At 35.7% G+C, this 14,702-nt stretch carries 22 protein-coding genes; 12 read left to right on the top strand and 10 right to left on the bottom strand.

Translation table 11 applies throughout. From position 1 onward, the window contains the following. Positions 1 to 36: 36 nt before the first annotated feature. From ACXPAV_RS02940 to ACXPAV_RS02895, 10 genes are all read right to left on the bottom strand, one after another. Positions 37 to 729 carry a BRO family protein gene (locus tag ACXPAV_RS02940; RefSeq protein WP_458003988.1) on the bottom strand — a complete coding sequence of 231 codons (693 nt, stop codon included), beginning with the start codon at positions 727 to 729 and terminating at the stop codon, positions 37 to 39. A 228-nt stretch (positions 730 to 957) separates the two neighbouring features. Beyond that, positions 958 to 1,569, bottom strand: coding sequence for a hypothetical protein (locus ACXPAV_RS02935; RefSeq protein ID WP_458003987.1), 612 nt, complete (start codon positions 1,567 to 1,569; stop codon positions 958 to 960). A 103-nt stretch (positions 1,570 to 1,672) separates the two neighbouring features. Next, positions 1,673 to 2,059: a hypothetical protein gene (locus ACXPAV_RS02930; protein WP_458003986.1), complete on the bottom strand. Its 387-nt coding sequence runs from the start codon at positions 2,057 to 2,059 to the stop codon at positions 1,673 to 1,675. Between the two features lie 4 nt (positions 2,060 to 2,063). Then, positions 2,064 to 2,564: an ImmA/IrrE family metallo-endopeptidase gene (locus ACXPAV_RS02925; protein ID WP_039137007.1), complete on the bottom strand. Its 501-nt coding sequence runs from the start codon at positions 2,562 to 2,564 to the stop codon at positions 2,064 to 2,066. Positions 2,565 to 2,805: 241 nt separating this feature from the next. Beyond that, positions 2,806 to 3,159, bottom strand: a complete 354-nt coding sequence (locus ACXPAV_RS02920) for a hypothetical protein (protein ID WP_458003985.1) — start codon at positions 3,157 to 3,159, stop codon at positions 2,806 to 2,808. Continuing rightward, entirely contained in the window at positions 3,146 to 3,586 is a 441-nt protein-coding gene (locus ACXPAV_RS02915; protein WP_458003984.1) for a Panacea domain-containing protein, read from the bottom strand. Before ACXPAV_RS02915 ends, ACXPAV_RS02920 begins: the two co-directional genes overlap by 14 nt. A gap of 147 nt (positions 3,587 to 3,733) precedes the next feature. Further along, the gene (locus ACXPAV_RS02910) at positions 3,734 to 3,880 is read right to left on the bottom strand and encodes a hypothetical protein (RefSeq protein ID WP_458003983.1); all 147 of its coding nucleotides are present in this window, start codon (positions 3,878 to 3,880) and stop codon (positions 3,734 to 3,736) included. Beyond that, positions 3,877 to 4,563 (bottom strand): polymer-forming cytoskeletal protein, encoded by a 687-nt coding sequence (locus tag ACXPAV_RS02905; RefSeq protein WP_458003982.1) that lies wholly within the window; start codon positions 4,561 to 4,563, stop codon positions 3,877 to 3,879. The genes ACXPAV_RS02910 and ACXPAV_RS02905 overlap by 4 nt, the downstream gene beginning before the upstream one ends. A gap of 1,345 nt (positions 4,564 to 5,908) precedes the next feature. Further along, the gene (locus ACXPAV_RS02900) at positions 5,909 to 7,612 is read right to left on the bottom strand and encodes an AIPR family protein (RefSeq protein WP_458003981.1); all 1,704 of its coding nucleotides are present in this window, start codon (positions 7,610 to 7,612) and stop codon (positions 5,909 to 5,911) included. Between the two features lie 138 nt (positions 7,613 to 7,750). Next, complete coding sequence (locus ACXPAV_RS02895; RefSeq protein WP_285096408.1) at positions 7,751 to 8,437, bottom strand: XRE family transcriptional regulator; 687 nt, start codon at positions 8,435 to 8,437, stop codon at positions 7,751 to 7,753. 122 nt (positions 8,438 to 8,559) lie between these two features. Between ACXPAV_RS02895 and ACXPAV_RS02890 the strand changes: the two genes are divergently transcribed. From ACXPAV_RS02890 to ACXPAV_RS02835, 12 genes are all read left to right on the top strand, one after another. Further along, positions 8,560 to 8,775 (top strand): transcriptional regulator, encoded by a 216-nt coding sequence (locus tag ACXPAV_RS02890; protein WP_285096409.1) that lies wholly within the window; start codon positions 8,560 to 8,562, stop codon positions 8,773 to 8,775. A gap of 165 nt (positions 8,776 to 8,940) precedes the next feature. Further along, on the top strand, positions 8,941 to 9,102 hold the full coding sequence (locus tag ACXPAV_RS02885) for a hypothetical protein (protein WP_458003980.1): 162 nt from the start codon (positions 8,941 to 8,943) through the stop codon (positions 9,100 to 9,102). After that, positions 9,099 to 9,923, top strand: coding sequence for a replication protein (locus ACXPAV_RS02880; RefSeq protein ID WP_458003979.1), 825 nt, complete (start codon positions 9,099 to 9,101; stop codon positions 9,921 to 9,923). Before ACXPAV_RS02885 ends, ACXPAV_RS02880 begins: the two co-directional genes overlap by 4 nt. After that, the gene (locus tag ACXPAV_RS02875; protein ID WP_458003978.1) at positions 9,920 to 11,317 is read left to right on the top strand and encodes a replicative DNA helicase; all 1,398 of its coding nucleotides are present in this window, start codon (positions 9,920 to 9,922) and stop codon (positions 11,315 to 11,317) included. The genes ACXPAV_RS02880 and ACXPAV_RS02875 overlap by 4 nt, the downstream gene beginning before the upstream one ends. After that, the gene (locus ACXPAV_RS02870; RefSeq protein ID WP_458003977.1) at positions 11,307 to 11,831 is read left to right on the top strand and encodes a DNA N-6-adenine-methyltransferase; all 525 of its coding nucleotides are present in this window, start codon (positions 11,307 to 11,309) and stop codon (positions 11,829 to 11,831) included. Before ACXPAV_RS02875 ends, ACXPAV_RS02870 begins: the two co-directional genes overlap by 11 nt. Then, positions 11,821 to 12,768, top strand: a complete 948-nt coding sequence (locus tag ACXPAV_RS02865) for an N-6 DNA methylase (RefSeq protein ID WP_458003976.1) — start codon at positions 11,821 to 11,823, stop codon at positions 12,766 to 12,768. The genes ACXPAV_RS02870 and ACXPAV_RS02865 overlap by 11 nt, the downstream gene beginning before the upstream one ends. Then, positions 12,768 to 13,217: a DUF1367 family protein gene (locus ACXPAV_RS02860; protein WP_018346010.1), complete on the top strand. Its 450-nt coding sequence runs from the start codon at positions 12,768 to 12,770 to the stop codon at positions 13,215 to 13,217. Before ACXPAV_RS02865 ends, ACXPAV_RS02860 begins: the two co-directional genes overlap by 1 nt. An 11-nt stretch (positions 13,218 to 13,228) precedes the next feature. Then, positions 13,229 to 13,435: a hypothetical protein gene (locus ACXPAV_RS02855; RefSeq protein ID WP_018346011.1), complete on the top strand. Its 207-nt coding sequence runs from the start codon at positions 13,229 to 13,231 to the stop codon at positions 13,433 to 13,435. A gap of 4 nt (positions 13,436 to 13,439) precedes the next feature. Next, positions 13,440 to 14,027, top strand: a complete 588-nt coding sequence (locus ACXPAV_RS02850; protein ID WP_458003975.1) for a recombination protein NinG — start codon at positions 13,440 to 13,442, stop codon at positions 14,025 to 14,027. Next, positions 14,028 to 14,255 carry a hypothetical protein gene (locus ACXPAV_RS02845; RefSeq protein WP_458003974.1) on the top strand — a complete coding sequence of 76 codons (228 nt, stop codon included), beginning with the start codon at positions 14,028 to 14,030 and terminating at the stop codon, positions 14,253 to 14,255. 3 nt (positions 14,256 to 14,258) lie between these two features. Further along, complete coding sequence (locus ACXPAV_RS02840) at positions 14,259 to 14,459, top strand: hypothetical protein (protein WP_458003973.1); 201 nt, start codon at positions 14,259 to 14,261, stop codon at positions 14,457 to 14,459. 8 nt (positions 14,460 to 14,467) lie between these two features. Further along, positions 14,468 to 14,698, top strand: a complete 231-nt coding sequence (locus tag ACXPAV_RS02835; protein ID WP_458003972.1) for a hypothetical protein — start codon at positions 14,468 to 14,470, stop codon at positions 14,696 to 14,698. Positions 14,699 to 14,702 lie beyond the last annotated feature (4 nt).

The raw sequence follows: 14,702 nt of genomic DNA, 5'->3' as shown, positions 1-14,702 counted from the left end.
GCCTCACTAAAAAGTAAGGTAAGGCGGTTGGTTAAGTTAGAAGTTGTATTTACGAACTGGTATTAGTTTCGCTCTCGGCTTGTAGCTATTGATTGTATTTAAGCAATATTGCCAATGTGCGTTCTGTGGGTCTGCATATTGCAGTGGATCAATATCTACTTGAAGTCGTGCGTGAATAAGGTCAAGTGTAGATTGATATTCCCTAATTTGAGTATGGACGGTTGAGGCAAAACTTGAGCCAATCGTACTTAATCCTTGTTCAAGGTGTTTAAGTATTTGGTGCATTTCATACGCAGCACACCAAAATGAGGCTAATCGTTTAAGTTCGTTTTCCGTCCAGTTTAGAGTAAATTTTTTCTCTGGCTCGGGCAAGGCGAGTTGTTGCTGTTCTAAACTGTACTTACCTGTTTTTCTAATCTGCGGTAAGACTTCTTCAAATACCCACGCTTCAAATGGTTCTGCCTCTGGTTTGCGTGATTTGATGATTAGGCGGTATAAGTTGGGTTCGTTGATGAAGATAGCTTCTTTTCTACCGCTTGGATAGCTGATATAGCGTTTCGCTATACCAGTTTGTTTGCAATGTTTTTTCAGTGCATCAGGGGCATTGATATAGCCTAAAATCGTGCAAACATCTGTACCACAGAACCAAAATTCACCTGTTGGATCTGTGATAACTCGAACGTCATTTGAATGAAAATTAAAGGTGTTGAATTGAATTTGATTTGACATAATTTTGTACCTTTTGGATTTAAGTTATTAATCCGATCATTAAGTGGTGATCGGGGTTCAACTTACCCTCCAAAAGATGGGCGGAACTTATTCAGATGTATTGTATATCGTTCTCTCGCCCCGATCTCATCGGATATAACCTAAAATTTAGGTACAAAAAAACCGCAAATTGTCGGAGCGGAAACCGCTTTTGGAAAGTAAGTACGGGTATCCTACCGAAAAATCAGTCTAGATGTCAAGATCAATATTTGCGATAACGAAAAAGAGCACTCTTTTATTTGTATAGTCAATTTCTTCAAATACAGGAATTTCATTAATATTATATATTTTTTTAGTAAACTCTTCTTTTTCTTCAGTAATAATTTGCTCTTCAATGATAAATTGTTCTGAAGCTCTATTTTTCTTTAATCTATCAATGTCATCTAAGCAGTATAATATGGTACGTTCAGTATAAAGGAGATTTTGACAGAAGAGTTTAGGATCAAAGTTTAGGTTCTCAACATTAGAAAAACACTCAATAAAACTCCTAGCATACTTTGCTCTAGTATTTAGTCCTAACTTTCTCTTTTCATCTAAAGATAAAATATCTTTGCTATATTTTGAATGATTATTGATTATTTCATTAGCAAGAAGTGCGACTTTTTCTTTCTTTACAAAATCATATTTAGATAACGCATTTTCTATTCTTTGTTTTAATTGCTTATCTAAATTAATAAAATATCCAGGTTCAGCAGGAATAGATATTTGAGTTTTAAAATCTGTAATTTCTGTTCGTTGGTTAATGCTAGATTTTATGTTATCTTTACTTTTAAAGAGATTAGCAAAAAATTTTTTGAACATACCCACTCCTTAATTCAGATACAAAAAAAGCCACTTAACTGTGGCTTGCCGACTTTCGTTTGAAAGTGGGGCTATCCTAATATAAAGGGCGGTGGTTGTCAAATTATTTATTTTTGAAGAGATATTTAGTTATCACAAGTACTAAGCCGAATAGCTCAAGTAAGGTTCCTGTTATGTAGAGATGAAGAACATAGTTATCATATTTTAGTTCGCCGGCACCAACACCTATGAAAACCCTATTCATTACAAAAAGTTGGATAATCATTACACCGATTAACAAGTAAGCATAATGTGATTTTAAGGTAATATCATTTTCTTTATCATCGTTGTCGAGTTTCTTTGAGCGTTGTTCTTCTTCGTCGGTTTTAGCCCAACTTTCTTCATCTTTAGCACTTTTTTCCGCTTTTTCTTTGATGATATCTTTTTCTTGTTCTCGTTTCTTTTCTTCTGAAACTTGATGAATAAATTCTTCAAATGGAGGTCGGGACATCTAACTAATAACCTTTTAAGGAATCTAAGCGATAGTTTAATGCTTCAGCAGACACTCTAAGAGCAGCCGACTGTTCAATTACTATACTACGATTTGATAGGTCTAACGTTTTTAAATAGCTTTCAGGCATTAATAGAGCTGCTGCGAATTTATTGGCAAAAATTTCTTCAGTATCTGTTCCACCGCTTGATTTGCTATTTCTATAATCAATTTTTTCATAGTTCTTTAGTCCAAGAATAAATGTATTATAGATATAGTGTCCAATTTCGTGAGCGATGGTAAAACGTTTACGAACATCAGGATCAGATTGATCTACTAAAATTATCGGATAATCCATATCTTTAGTTTTTACCAATGCTCCTGATGCATCGCCAGGCAAATTATCGTAAACAACGTTAATTCCGAAACACTTTGCTATAGCAATAGGATCAACAGGAATAATATTATTCCAAAAGCTGTTAAGTACAGTTTCAGCAAAATATGCTGGATTTTGATGACTATTCACGGTGTTTCCCAAATATTGTTCTAAAAATACTCTTATTTATCAATAAGTTTTATTGTTTAAACAAGCTTTATTAATAAATAAAACTTGATAAGTTGTGAGTATGATATAACAAAATCTTACTTTTAAAAATACTACTATTCATATTTTGGTGAAAAAATCTCATTTGAAGGCAACCTTAGGAGAATACGGTTATAAAATTGACAATAAAAAAGCCTGTTGGTTGTCAAACTAAATAGGAGTATTATTTTTCTCTTAATACAGGGAATAACCCTTTTATTATTGATATAAAAGCTGCAAGAATATTTACTGTGCAAGCAGAAGTAATAGCAATAAAGACTGTATCAGAGTGTTTATTAGGGTCATAATAAAATTGAATAAAACGCATCCAATAAACGACACTCGCTATAGCAAAAAGTAGAGCAACTATTGCATATATAAATCTTAATCTACGTGAAGATATTTTATCGTTAATATCTTCCTTTTCTAAAGGAGTTATATTTTTAGTTGGCTTTTCTTGTTCAAATCTATTATGACGTATATTTGCAGATGGACTAATTGTTGGCTTAATTTTTGATTTTGGTTTATACTCTGCCATTGTACATTTCCGAATCAGTGATAACTGTACCTAATTCTCCCATGCGCCAAGCACCGTCTTTGTGATGAGTCATATCTGATAATTGCCAACCATTATAATGAGCATAAGCATCTATAATATCATCAAGGAATTGCTCATCTTTTATATCTAATCTAGAATCAAAATTAATACCTAAGGCATTTTTTGCCATATGTTTTATTTCGGTTCCTCTGTTTTTAGAAAATTCATAATAGACAGATTGAACAACAGGACCGTATTGCCAGCGGACAAATTCATCATTAATTAATCTTCTTTTATATTTTTTTAGATACCAAGATTGAGCAAAAAACATCAGTTTTTGTAATTTCATTGGTGTTAAAGCTGGAATTAATCCGTCTTGTGCTTTCTGAATAAAAGCATTAGCAACTTGCATTGCTGAATAAGCCATACTCACCTCCTTAAATAAACAGTTTAAGGTACAAAAATAGCCTATGTAATGAAATATTTACACAGGCTGTCAAAGATCAATTTACAACTTTAGCTTTATTTTGCCATAAATAACATAATGTAATCTAGCATTATCTATAAAAATTATCTAAAAACTGTCTTTCCCACATTCAGCTGCTCTATCACATTCTCGTGGATCAAAATCATCATCATCGCCGTCATATTCTTGATCGTCGTAGTTAATGGAGAGCGATTCATAGTAATCTTCATCACTGTCGTATTTCCAAGCGTTCATTGTGTTTCCTCCAATCTGGATTTAGCCACTTCGATCAAAAGCTGATATTCTCTTTTGGTTTTTTCATCGTGTACTTCTGCGGATTTTTTCAAAAACTCTTCAACAGAACCACTAAAACAGCCTCTAGTGACCCACAATACTCCTTGCTTAGTTTTAAATACGGTTAATGTGCCGTACTCCGTACCAACATTCGAAAACCATACAATATCAGATCTCTCGCACACCCTGGCATTACCGCACACCCTGGCATTACCGCACACCCTGGCATTACCGCACACCTCGGCATTACCGGACACCTCGGCATTACCGGACACCCAGGCATCATCGTACACCTTGGCATTACCGGACACCTTGGCATTACCGTACACCTCGGCATTACCGCACACCCTGGCATTACCGCACACCCTGGCATTACCGCACACCCTGGCATTACCGCACACCCTGGCATTACCGCACACCTCGGCATTACCGGACACCTCGGCATTACCGGACACCTTGGCATTACCGGACACCCAGGCATTGCCGCTCTGATCTAAGTTTGACTCCTTCTCAACATAGCCACCTAAATCACCGGCACTAACACCGATTGATGCGATTGTAACTAGAGCTTTTATGCGATAGAGTTTAATTTTAGTTACAAGTCCGATCTCGATATATTCATCGGTTAATTCATATTTTTTCACTGTGTTTCTCCTATTTCTTATCTCATTCAGAACCACATTCAAAGCCACGAGGAAAAAAACTAAAAACGAATGGCTAAGAATGCAGTTTTGAATGAGGTTGACTGTGATTATTTACCCTTGCCACAGTCAGCAAGCCCCTTATTGTCTCTCCAACTCTAAGGAATAAAGACGATGTCGTGTCATTTGACTACTTGAAATAGTTTCGTGCAGCCTTGTAGCAGACTGTTATCACCTCAGAAAATCCCCACTAATCTGACTAAATTAATGGTTAATCAGGCTTTTGCTACACTGTTGCCTGAAACAGCACCTTCAGGACGGTTCAACCTACTAGTCTGAACGATACTTAAATGATTCCGTCATCATCATTGGCGTATCTGACCCGATAGTATGCTATCGTTTCGTCTTCCTTCCACGCTTAAACTGCATACCGTTTAAGCCGTCTTAGCAAGCATTGCCGCTTGTGGGGTGCTTGCTTACCGTGTATAGACCGCTCACCTGTAATCAGGCTTCTTTGTGCTAATAACCATTGTTCAGAGATACGGCTACAATCCAGTCCCTATACCGACCTTCAAAGCACACAGGGCAAGCGTTTCCGCTAAAAAAATCCCTTTACGTGCCTAGCTAAAATTTACATACTAGCTCGGTATTCACTTTCTGAAATGAATACCTTAATGCCTACTTAACTGCCTAAATTACACACACTCAAATCACTATTAAAAATAGCTAAGTAGGCATTAAATAACGGTTCGTGGGCTTGTTCGCCTATTTCCCCAACCGTTGTAGCAACTATTTCTAGTCGTGGTTTTCCACTCAAGCTAGTAAGCAGTGCTGCCCTTGACCTACCAAACGCCTCTCTTCGTTTCTGATTTCTCAACACGTAGTACAGTTTTCTGCTCGGGGGTTACTCAACTTAACGCAGTTGATCACTTACCGCCATTGCCACGCCAATTTGTTAAAGAACATTGAGATGTTGTTTTTGCGCCATCTCGTTTTGATGTGTATAATTCTACTTAAAGTAGAAATAAAGTCAACTAAAGTTTGAATTAAAAGTAGAATTAAATGCAACTAAAAGTAGTAAATTATTGAATTTAAATGAAATAAAAATTTTGGAAAAATGTTTAACTGCTTAATTTTTGATTAAATTAATGTTGTTGAGCGGTATAAATGAACGGTTGATGTTTTCACTAAAATGGTTAAGCACGGAAGAATAATGATTAAGTAAGAGGCATAGATTTATCTATTATATTGAAATAATTGATAATTTTTTAGTTAAGCAAGTTTTGGTATGAAAGAAGCAAGATTAGATAAAAGAAAACCGCCATAAAGGCGGTTAGCTGGAGTATTTTTAATTTATTTGCGTCGTTATCGTATTGAATATTTCTTTGCATAAGCTTTGATTTTTGAATAGTGTTCCAAGTAATTTATCTGAATAACGAGAGCTAATTTCATTTTCAAGAGAGGGTAATACTTTGTAGAAGGTAGATTTAATTTTGTCTTCTTCTACAGTAAATATTGAATTTGTTTTTTGCTCATAAACTTTGAGTGTAGTAAAAGTAAGCAGAGCTAGCATTCTATTTCCGTGAACAAGGATCCCATATCTCTTACCACTATGTTTTTCTAATTTACTGGTTTCTGCTGAAATTAGTCTATCTATATATCGCAAACATTGTACGGTATAAAACATATAAGCCCCAGTCACACTTTTATTGAATACTAATGTATAAGGTTGCTTAGTTAGATTTTCGTAGAATTTACCAATCTCACGTTTAGCTTGGACTGCTAAGCTAGGTATATTGGATGAACAAGCCAAAGCGATAACCGCTTCATTAACATCAAATGATTTTTCCGACGGTATAAAATCTTCCGATCTTGTAATATTGTATTCAATTCCATCAATAGCGAGCTCCGTTTTTAGAGCTATCTGATATTCGTTTAGTGCAATAAAGTCGCGATTTTCAATTCTATTTTGCCTATTATTATTTCTTGTCACCTTTGAACCAAAGTCTTCTTCAGCTTGGCTCAGAGAAATTATGCGTATTGGTACTCTAACTTGTTCTAACTTTGATAAATTGTTTAAAGTATTATCAAGTTTACCTATTGTACTGACTGTCTGAGCTCCATTAACAATACTGATATTTTTTGCTTCAAAGGATCCTATATCTCTTGAATTTCCTCCGGCAAGGGATTTGGTAATAGTGTCAGCAGTTAAAGTTAGTCCATTATTAAAATACCAAAATTTATCTGGTTGCTCATAAATAGTGTTTTCGATCTCTTTATTAATTTCGGTGTTTCCTAGCATTTTTCGAATGTTTTTAGCAAATAGTCTATGATTGTATTTTTGGTACCATTCGTAAATTTCTCTTCCTGATACTATACCTGTATAAGCAAAAATAGGATCCTCAATCTTACCCCACTGAGATAAGGCAAAGTTAAGTGTAATAGGTTCACCTTCTGTCTGCTGAGCGAGAGTAGAATAAATTTTACTTTGATTTAATATCTGTTGATGGGCAATATCAGATTTTTTACCCTCTCCAATGTCATTTAATTCATCTATCAAATCTTGAATAAGGCGTTGGCTACGTTCGTTAACCCTTTCTTTCCCTGTGTAGATAAGAACAATCTCAATTGTTGTTCCATACTCATTGAGTGCTGACTCAACTTGAGACTGTTTATGGCGTATTTTGCTATTAAAACGGTCATAGTTACTATTTACTAAGTCTTTTATTCCGTTAATAAATTTGGCAATATCTCCACTTTCAGGCTCACCATCTCCGTTTTGGATCCACTTTGACTGAACAATAAAAAGCTTTTTAGTTATAGAGGAATAATAAATTGCATCAATACCATTGTCATCATAACCATCCACAATAGAGTTTGCAGCATCACTTTCAGATGTTTGACCTAGGATTAAGATAGCATAAGCTGCAAGCCCCCTTGTTAATAATGTGATTTCTTTTCTGTTTTCTTGCTTAATATCTGAAATGTCAATCTTTTCTTGGAAGATATTTTTGATTTTTTGTTTAATTTGATTTACTTGAATAATGCCCATTTTTGAACCTTCAACTTCAGTAATAAAATAGTTATTTGCTTACTACAAATAACTCCGATGCTTAACCGCTACACCTACCTACCCAATAAAATTCAGCTTCTGGCTTTGGAGGACTATTGTTACAACCCCAGCCTATACTCAACCGCCACGCCAAATTTGACGACCAATAATTCTAAGATCAGGTAATTGTGATTCATCTATAATTATTGGTTTATATTGAGGGTCAGGATTAAAACTTATTAATTCTATACTATCACCACTTCTTACAACTTGTTTAATATAAAAGTGACCTTTATAGATTAAAGCATATATTTCCCCATCAATAATTTCTGTATCATGAATATTAACTATTACGGTGTCCCAATCTTTTAAAACAGGGTACATACTTTGTCCACGCACATACATAGCTTTACAGCTTGCTGGTGTAATATTTTTATGTTTAAACCATGCTTGGCGAAACAGCAATGGTTCGTCAGATTTCCTTGGTATCCATTCAATAGTACACCCTTTTCCATTTCCAGCTGATAGCTTTACATCATATAACTCTATTTGTACATGAGTGTCGCTATAGTCTTTACCTTCAATAATATCAACATCATTTGAGTTTATTAGAGCATCAATATCTGCATCAGTCCCAAATTGCAAGTAACTAGGGGTGGTACCTAAAAATTCAGCTATTTTTATTAATTTATCGGTTCTTGGTTCTGCTGTACCTAATGTATAACGTCGTGCCATTTCATAACTAACACCAGCAATTTCCTTCAATTTTGTAACACTAACATTTTTTTCTTTCATAAGTTCTGATAGACGAGTAGCTAGGCTCATTTTGTCCCTCCCTTACCTTTCATCTTCTACTAATGGTAGATATTAAAGCAAAAAAAAAGTTGCCTCAATTCTATTTTAAGTAGTAATATATCTACAAAAAGTAGTTTTAAATAGGAATTTTTATGACACCATTACAAAAAGTATTTTCTATTGTTGGCGGTAAATCTGCTTTAGCCAGACATTTTGGTATTTTGCCTTGGGCTGTTTCAAAGTGGGAAAAAACAAAAGTTCCGGCAGAACGTTGCCCAGATATTGAAGCTTTAACAAATTATAAAGTGACTTGTGAGGAGTTGCGACCAGATATTAATTGGTCAGTTCTTCGTAAGAAGAAAAAGTAGATATGAAACATATAAAAGCAATTTTGAAAAAATTGATTGTAGTTTATCACAGTGATGATTTTGTTTTGATACACCTTGTCATTTTTATGTTATTGGCTTGGTACTTTTTTGGCAAATAAAAACCACCGTTGCAGCGGTGGTTAGTTAAATTAGGAACAATAAATTATGGAGAATATTAATTTAAATAAAGGGCAAAATCAACACCTTTCTTATCAAGAGCGTTTAACAATTTATGAGCGTTATAAACGCCAAATCAGTAATTTAGGCTTAACGCCTGCACGGTATGAACAACGTATTAAATTTGCTGCAGAGGCTCTAAAATTATGAGTAATTTTATTCCAAATTCATTTCAAATCCCTAATGCCATTATTGATAATTTTTTAGCTAAGTTATCAGGTAATGCATTTAAGTGCTATGCGTTAATAGCTCGTCAAACAACAGGTTGGCAAAAACAATCCGACAAAATTTCTGTTAGCCAATTTATGAAAAAATGCGGCATTAAAAACAAAAAAACAGCAATGAAATGTTTAAAAGAATTAGAAAACATCAACTTAATTCTAACATTTAAAAATAGCGGAGAAATTAATGAATTTTCGTTAAATTTTAATCCTGAAACGCCTAAATCTGAACCGGTACCAAAAAATGGTACTAGTACCAATTTTTCTCCTGAACCGGTACCAAAAAATGGTACTAGTACCAGTACCAAAAATTGGTACTCTACAAAAGACAATATTAAAAACAATATTACAAATAATAACCCCCCACCCCCTTACGGGGGATCGCCTAACGGCGACCATACGGTTTTGCAAAATGTTGATGACGTTAAACCTAAAAAACGTACACCTACAAAACAAAAAAATAATATCGATTATCAAGCGATATTAGATTTTTACAACGAGCAAAACGAACTACACGGTAAGCGATTACCTACCGCGATTGACTTAAACGATAAGCGAAAGCGAGGGATTGTTAAAATCTTAAACTTACTTAAACCATCAACACTAGATGGCTTTAAAAATTACATTGAAGCGTTTTTTGAGCGAGCAACAGAATTTTATTTTGGCGGTAATAATCGGAATTGGCGAGCAAGTTTTGATTACTTACTCCGTGAAGATACGCTAACGAAAGTCCGTGAGGAGGCATTATGACACAAAGCCTTTACGATTTAACGGCTGAGCAAAGCGTTTTAGGCGGCTTAGTAATGAACCCGAATCAAGCTAGCGTTGATAAAGCATTAAGCCTACTTAACCCGAATAGTTTTTACGTTGCCGCACATCAAATCATTTTCAAAGCCATTAAAAACTTAGTGCTAAATAATAAACCGGTGGATTTATTAACTTTAGAAAATAAATTAAAAAGCGATGGCAATTTAGAAAAAATCGGCGGTTTTGCGTATCTAGCTGAAATCGTTCAACGTTCTCCGAATATGGCTAACGTTTTACAGTATGCAGCGATCGTGAAAGAGGATGCTATCAAGCGGTTTACGTTAGCCAAATTACAAGATTGCCAAAGTTTAATTACCGGAAAATCTGAATTAAGCGCTAATGAACGTATTGATTTAATCGGAAAAATGATTAACGAGATCGGCGATTATGCTAAAAGTGGTAACCGTGGCGGTTTAGTGGACGGCACAACAATTTTGAAAAACTGGCTTAATGAAAAAGAGCGTTTAATCAACAATCCGGAATCGGTAATCGGGATAACGAGCGGTATTCCAGCATTGGATGAATTACTAGGACGTGAAGCGTTTTACAAAGGGGCTTTAGTAGTTGTCGGGGCTAGACCTAAATGCGGTAAAACAACGTTCTTGTCGCATTTAGTGATGAATTGCGTAACAAACGATAAAAAGATCGCCGCTGTATTCAGTTTAGAGATGACCACCTCACAACTTTTCGATCGTATTGTCTGGCAACGTACTAAATCTAACGCCGATCACTTAATGCTAGATCATATTGACGAGGTAGGGGCTGAATTAAGAATTGCTAACGCCGCTAAAGAAATTACTGAAAATGACAGGCTGTATATCGATGATACACCGGGAATTTCATTGGCGCATATACAGCGCGAATGTCGAAAACTAGCAAGAGAGAAAGGCGAGATAGGTTTAATTGCGGTTGACTACTTAACTTTGATGAGAGCGGAAAAAGCGGAAAGAAACGATCTGGCATACGGTGAAATCACTAAACGATTGAAAGAGTTAGCGAAAGAATTAAATTGCGTTGTTTTACTGCTCACACAATTAAACAGAGGGCTAGAAAACAGAACGGACAAACGTCCTAAACCTTCTGATAGCCGTGATACCGGACAGATTGAGCAAGATTGCGATTTTTGGATCGGCTTACACAGACCGTCTGTTTATTCAGAACAAGCGGATAAAGATTTAATCGAGATCATTTTAGGCTTACGCCGCAACGGAAGCACAGGCACTATTTACGCTGATTTTATCAATGGCGTATTAAGTGAGTGTAATCAGGCAGAAGGGGTAATTAGAGCAAGCAAGCACGAACGAAACAACAAAAGGAGAGCTAGTAATGAGTTTTAATCGAGATGCCTACCGCACACCTAAATACGTGTTTAGGTGGCTAGATAGCCGCTTTAAGTTTGATATTGACGGATGCGCAACTGAAGAAAACAACTTGAGCTATCACTATATCGGCAAAGATGGCATTGCGGAGGATTTTTTAACGTTCGATCCGTTAGATTTAATTGCGGTTTTAGAATTTTGTAATTTTACGATTTTTGTCAATCCGCCTTATAGCAATCCATTACCGTTTGTTGAACGTGCGGCAGAGCTTAAAAAACAAGGCTTTTTAGTAGCGATGTTATTACCTGCGGATAAGTCAACAAAATGGTATCAGGTGATCCAAGATAACGCTACTGAAGTGATTGATATTGTAGGCGGTAGAATTAATTTTTTACACCCTGAAACCGGTGAAGAGGTAAAAGGCAATAATAAGGGATCGCTTATCGCGGTTTTCGATCCAACGATGCAAGGCATCGTTACTAGACAAGTTACTTTAGATTTTATCAAGGAAGTAGGCGGCTATGGCATTTAAAGAACACAATAACCGCAAGAAAGCGAAAACGTTAGCGGAATTCATTACTAGTGAGCCGTTACGCCGTTATATGGCGGGGAAAGTACATCAATATGTCGGTAATGATATATCTGTATTTGATGGCGCTGCCGGTAGCGGACAGCTTGAGCAATTCATCAAATTAAATCATTTAGTAGCCGTTGAAATTCAAGAAGAAAGTTGCGAAGCGTTAAAAATAAATTATCCGGAAGCCGTTATTTTTAATGAAAGTTTTTTCACGTATGAAAGCAAAGAAAATCAATGTGATTGCACTGTAATGAATCCGCCTTTTTCTCTGAAATTCAAAGAGTTATCAGATGAAGAACGTGAAAGCATTCAAGCCGAGTTTCAATGGAAAAAATCCGGCGTGATGGATGATATTTTTATTTTAAAAGGCTTAAAACAGGCTAAACGCTTTGGCTTTTTCATTATTGCGGTAGGCGTAGGCACAAGAAGCGCTGAAGCTACTTTTAGAAAAATTATCGGTAATCAGTTAGTAGAACTAAACCGGATTGAAAACGGTTTTGATGATACCGCTATACCGGTAATGTTTTTAGTGATTGATAAGCTAAAAACAACGGAAGACGTTCATAGGGAACTTTTTGATTGTGCTAAGGGGACTATCGTAGTAAGCGATGAAATCAAGATAGAAAGCGAATGGCGCACGATTAGCGCACCTTTAGCACCAAAAGAGAAAATCGATCCTATTAATCTTGAAGGTTTGTCGCGTGAAGCCTTAAAGCAAAATGTTCAGTGTAGCCTACAGTTAAGCAAGTTAAATGTTTTACTAGGTGAGATGACAGAACAGGATTTTGACGGTTTTTGTGATGAACTTTGTCAGATGATTGAAGTAGAAAAATTCAGTAATGGCGGTCTTTCCGGTAGTTTACTTTGTATGGCAGGGGCATTAAAAGGCTAATGATTGTTGAAATGATTAAATCCGCCGGTGGCGTATTTACCGCCGCAGATGAAATGTATCTCCCCGCGTTACAGAAATTTAAAAACGGTGAGATGTATGAGGTTGAACTTAAATATAGCCGCAATCCGCAATTTCATAAGAAAGTGTTTAAGTTTTTAAAATTCTGTTTCGACCACTGGGCGGCAGATAAAACAGAATGGAAGTATTTTGATGAACGGAAACAATTTGACACGTTTAGAAAGCATTTAACGGTATTAGCCGGCTATAAAGAAGTCAGTTATACGATAGATGGCAGGATAAGGGTTGAGGCGCAAAGTTTAAAGTTTAGCAATATGGATCAGCTTGAATTTGAGGAATGCTACTCTGCTCTAATCAATGCAGCAATCAAACATATTTTTAATAACACTACCGATCAGAATTTAATTAATCAACTATACGCATTTTTTTAAAAGGGGGATGAATGATTGAATTTGCAGCATTATTGATTTTCTGCTTAATGATTTTAAATGTTGTTTTCTTGCTTGCCGGCGTTTATTCAGAAACAAAACATTACAACAGAGCGGCTAATTTTTTTGCTTTTTTGTTGGTGGCTAATTTCGCTTTAAGTGTTGGCGTAACAGTATTATCAATTATTTTTATTTTAGGTTATTATTTGAGCGGTTTATAATAAAATGAAAACATATCAATGCGCAGTTTGTAAAAAGCAATTTGTTAAGAAAATCAGTAGCTTACAAAAGGTCTGTAGTTATCAATGCGCTTTAGCTTTTGCTGAAGCGGAAAAGAAAAAGAAACAAGAAAAGCTAGATAGGCAAGAACGGATAAAAAACCGCAAACGCTTAAAGGCTTATAAAGAGGCGAATAAAACGCATAACGATTTAATTAAAGAGGCGCAAAGTGCGGTAAATAAATATATCCGTATGCGTGATGAAAACAAGGAATGTATCTCTTGCGGTACGCCATTAGTGGGAAAACGACACGGTGGCGGATTTGACGCAGGACACTATCGCAGCGTGGGTTCTGCGCCACATTTACGCTTTTACACATTAAATATTCACGGTCAATGCCGCCGGTGCAATCTATGGGAAAGTGGGAATCACGATCAATACAGAATCGGATTAATTGAACGGTTAGGTAATGAAAAAGTGGAGGCTATTGAAGCTGATCAACGTGAAAGACACTACACTGACGAGCAATTAAAACGCCTTGTCAGAATTTTTAATAAAAAAACAAAAAGATTGGAGAAAAAGCGAGGTTATTAGATGGATGTTCTGAAAATAATTTATGCTGATTGGAAGAAAGAAGGTAAAACGCTATTGAGAGCGATTAATCACTTTTTAATCAGTTTATCTTTTCTTGTATTTCTAAGTCTTGCCCTTATTGGTGGTGGGGCTTTTCACCTGTTTTATCCGCTATTTAAAGGGTTCGGTAAGCTAATTAATGCCATTATGAAAATCATTATAAAAATATTGAGCAGAAAGAGAGATTAACCAATGAAAGCGTTTATTTTATATGCATTTATTACTTTCGGTGCAATGTGGTTTTTATCAGTATTGCTAGCGATTTATTTTGACTTTAAAGGCATCAAACTTGCAGATAGATTTTTTCGTATTTTTATGGTTTCCGGTGCGTTACAAGTTATTGCCTTGTTCTGTGCTATCGGTTTAAGTGTTTTGAATTACATTGTTGATTAAGAGGTAGTATGTCATCAAGACCATTAGATTTAACGCTTGTTAAAATGATTGAGGCGTTAAACCAACGACAAGGGCGATTAGTTCCGATTAAAGAGATTGCGCAAGCGATTGGTCTAACGCCTATGAAAATGTCCAATATAAAAAGTAAGCGAAAACCGGATAAAGAAATCGTTTTGAAATTAAAGGCTTATGCAGAGGCTAATCATTTGCCTTTTGTTTATCCTGAGGAATTATTATAAGGGG

The sequence above is a fragment of the Gallibacterium sp. ZY190522 genome, assembly GCF_054166015.1.
The sequence above is the reverse complement of the archived record's forward strand: the minus strand, read 5'-3'. Positions and strand labels throughout refer to the sequence as shown.

What these genes read in the sequence shown, in the direction of transcription:
- ACXPAV_RS02940 (WP_458003988.1), bottom strand. Translation starts at nt 729, where the DNA reads ATGTCAAATCAAATTCAATTCAACACCTTTAATTTTCATTCAAATGAC.
- ACXPAV_RS02935 (WP_458003987.1), bottom strand. Translation starts at nt 1,569, where the DNA reads ATGTTCAAAAAATTTTTTGCTAATCTCTTTAAAAGTAAAGATAACATA.
- ACXPAV_RS02930 (WP_458003986.1), bottom strand. Translation starts at nt 2,059, where the DNA reads ATGTCCCGACCTCCATTTGAAGAATTTATTCATCAAGTTTCAGAAGAA.
- ACXPAV_RS02920 (WP_458003985.1), bottom strand. Translation starts at nt 3,159, where the DNA reads ATGGCAGAGTATAAACCAAAATCAAAAATTAAGCCAACAATTAGTCCA.
- ACXPAV_RS02915 (WP_458003984.1), bottom strand. Translation starts at nt 3,586, where the DNA reads ATGGCTTATTCAGCAATGCAAGTTGCTAATGCTTTTATTCAGAAAGCA.
- ACXPAV_RS02910 (WP_458003983.1), bottom strand. Translation starts at nt 3,880, where the DNA reads ATGAACGCTTGGAAATACGACAGTGATGAAGATTACTATGAATCGCTC.
- ACXPAV_RS02900 (WP_458003981.1), bottom strand. Translation starts at nt 7,612, where the DNA reads ATGGGCATTATTCAAGTAAATCAAATTAAACAAAAAATCAAAAATATC.
- ACXPAV_RS02895 (WP_285096408.1), bottom strand. Translation starts at nt 8,437, where the DNA reads ATGAGCCTAGCTACTCGTCTATCAGAACTTATGAAAGAAAAAAATGTT.
- ACXPAV_RS02890 (WP_285096409.1), top strand. Translation starts at nt 8,560, where the DNA reads ATGACACCATTACAAAAAGTATTTTCTATTGTTGGCGGTAAATCTGCT.
- ACXPAV_RS02885 (WP_458003980.1), top strand. Translation starts at nt 8,941, where the DNA reads ATGGAGAATATTAATTTAAATAAAGGGCAAAATCAACACCTTTCTTAT.
- ACXPAV_RS02880 (WP_458003979.1), top strand. Translation starts at nt 9,099, where the DNA reads ATGAGTAATTTTATTCCAAATTCATTTCAAATCCCTAATGCCATTATT.
- ACXPAV_RS02875 (WP_458003978.1), top strand. Translation starts at nt 9,920, where the DNA reads ATGACACAAAGCCTTTACGATTTAACGGCTGAGCAAAGCGTTTTAGGC.
- ACXPAV_RS02870 (WP_458003977.1), top strand. Translation starts at nt 11,307, where the DNA reads ATGAGTTTTAATCGAGATGCCTACCGCACACCTAAATACGTGTTTAGG.
- ACXPAV_RS02865 (WP_458003976.1), top strand. Translation starts at nt 11,821, where the DNA reads ATGGCATTTAAAGAACACAATAACCGCAAGAAAGCGAAAACGTTAGCG.
- ACXPAV_RS02860 (WP_018346010.1), top strand. Translation starts at nt 12,768, where the DNA reads ATGATTGTTGAAATGATTAAATCCGCCGGTGGCGTATTTACCGCCGCA.
- ACXPAV_RS02855 (WP_018346011.1), top strand. Translation starts at nt 13,229, where the DNA reads ATGATTGAATTTGCAGCATTATTGATTTTCTGCTTAATGATTTTAAAT.
- ACXPAV_RS02850 (WP_458003975.1), top strand. Translation starts at nt 13,440, where the DNA reads ATGAAAACATATCAATGCGCAGTTTGTAAAAAGCAATTTGTTAAGAAA.
- ACXPAV_RS02845 (WP_458003974.1), top strand. Translation starts at nt 14,028, where the DNA reads ATGGATGTTCTGAAAATAATTTATGCTGATTGGAAGAAAGAAGGTAAA.
- ACXPAV_RS02840 (WP_458003973.1), top strand. Translation starts at nt 14,259, where the DNA reads ATGAAAGCGTTTATTTTATATGCATTTATTACTTTCGGTGCAATGTGG.
- ACXPAV_RS02835 (WP_458003972.1), top strand. Translation starts at nt 14,468, where the DNA reads ATGTCATCAAGACCATTAGATTTAACGCTTGTTAAAATGATTGAGGCG.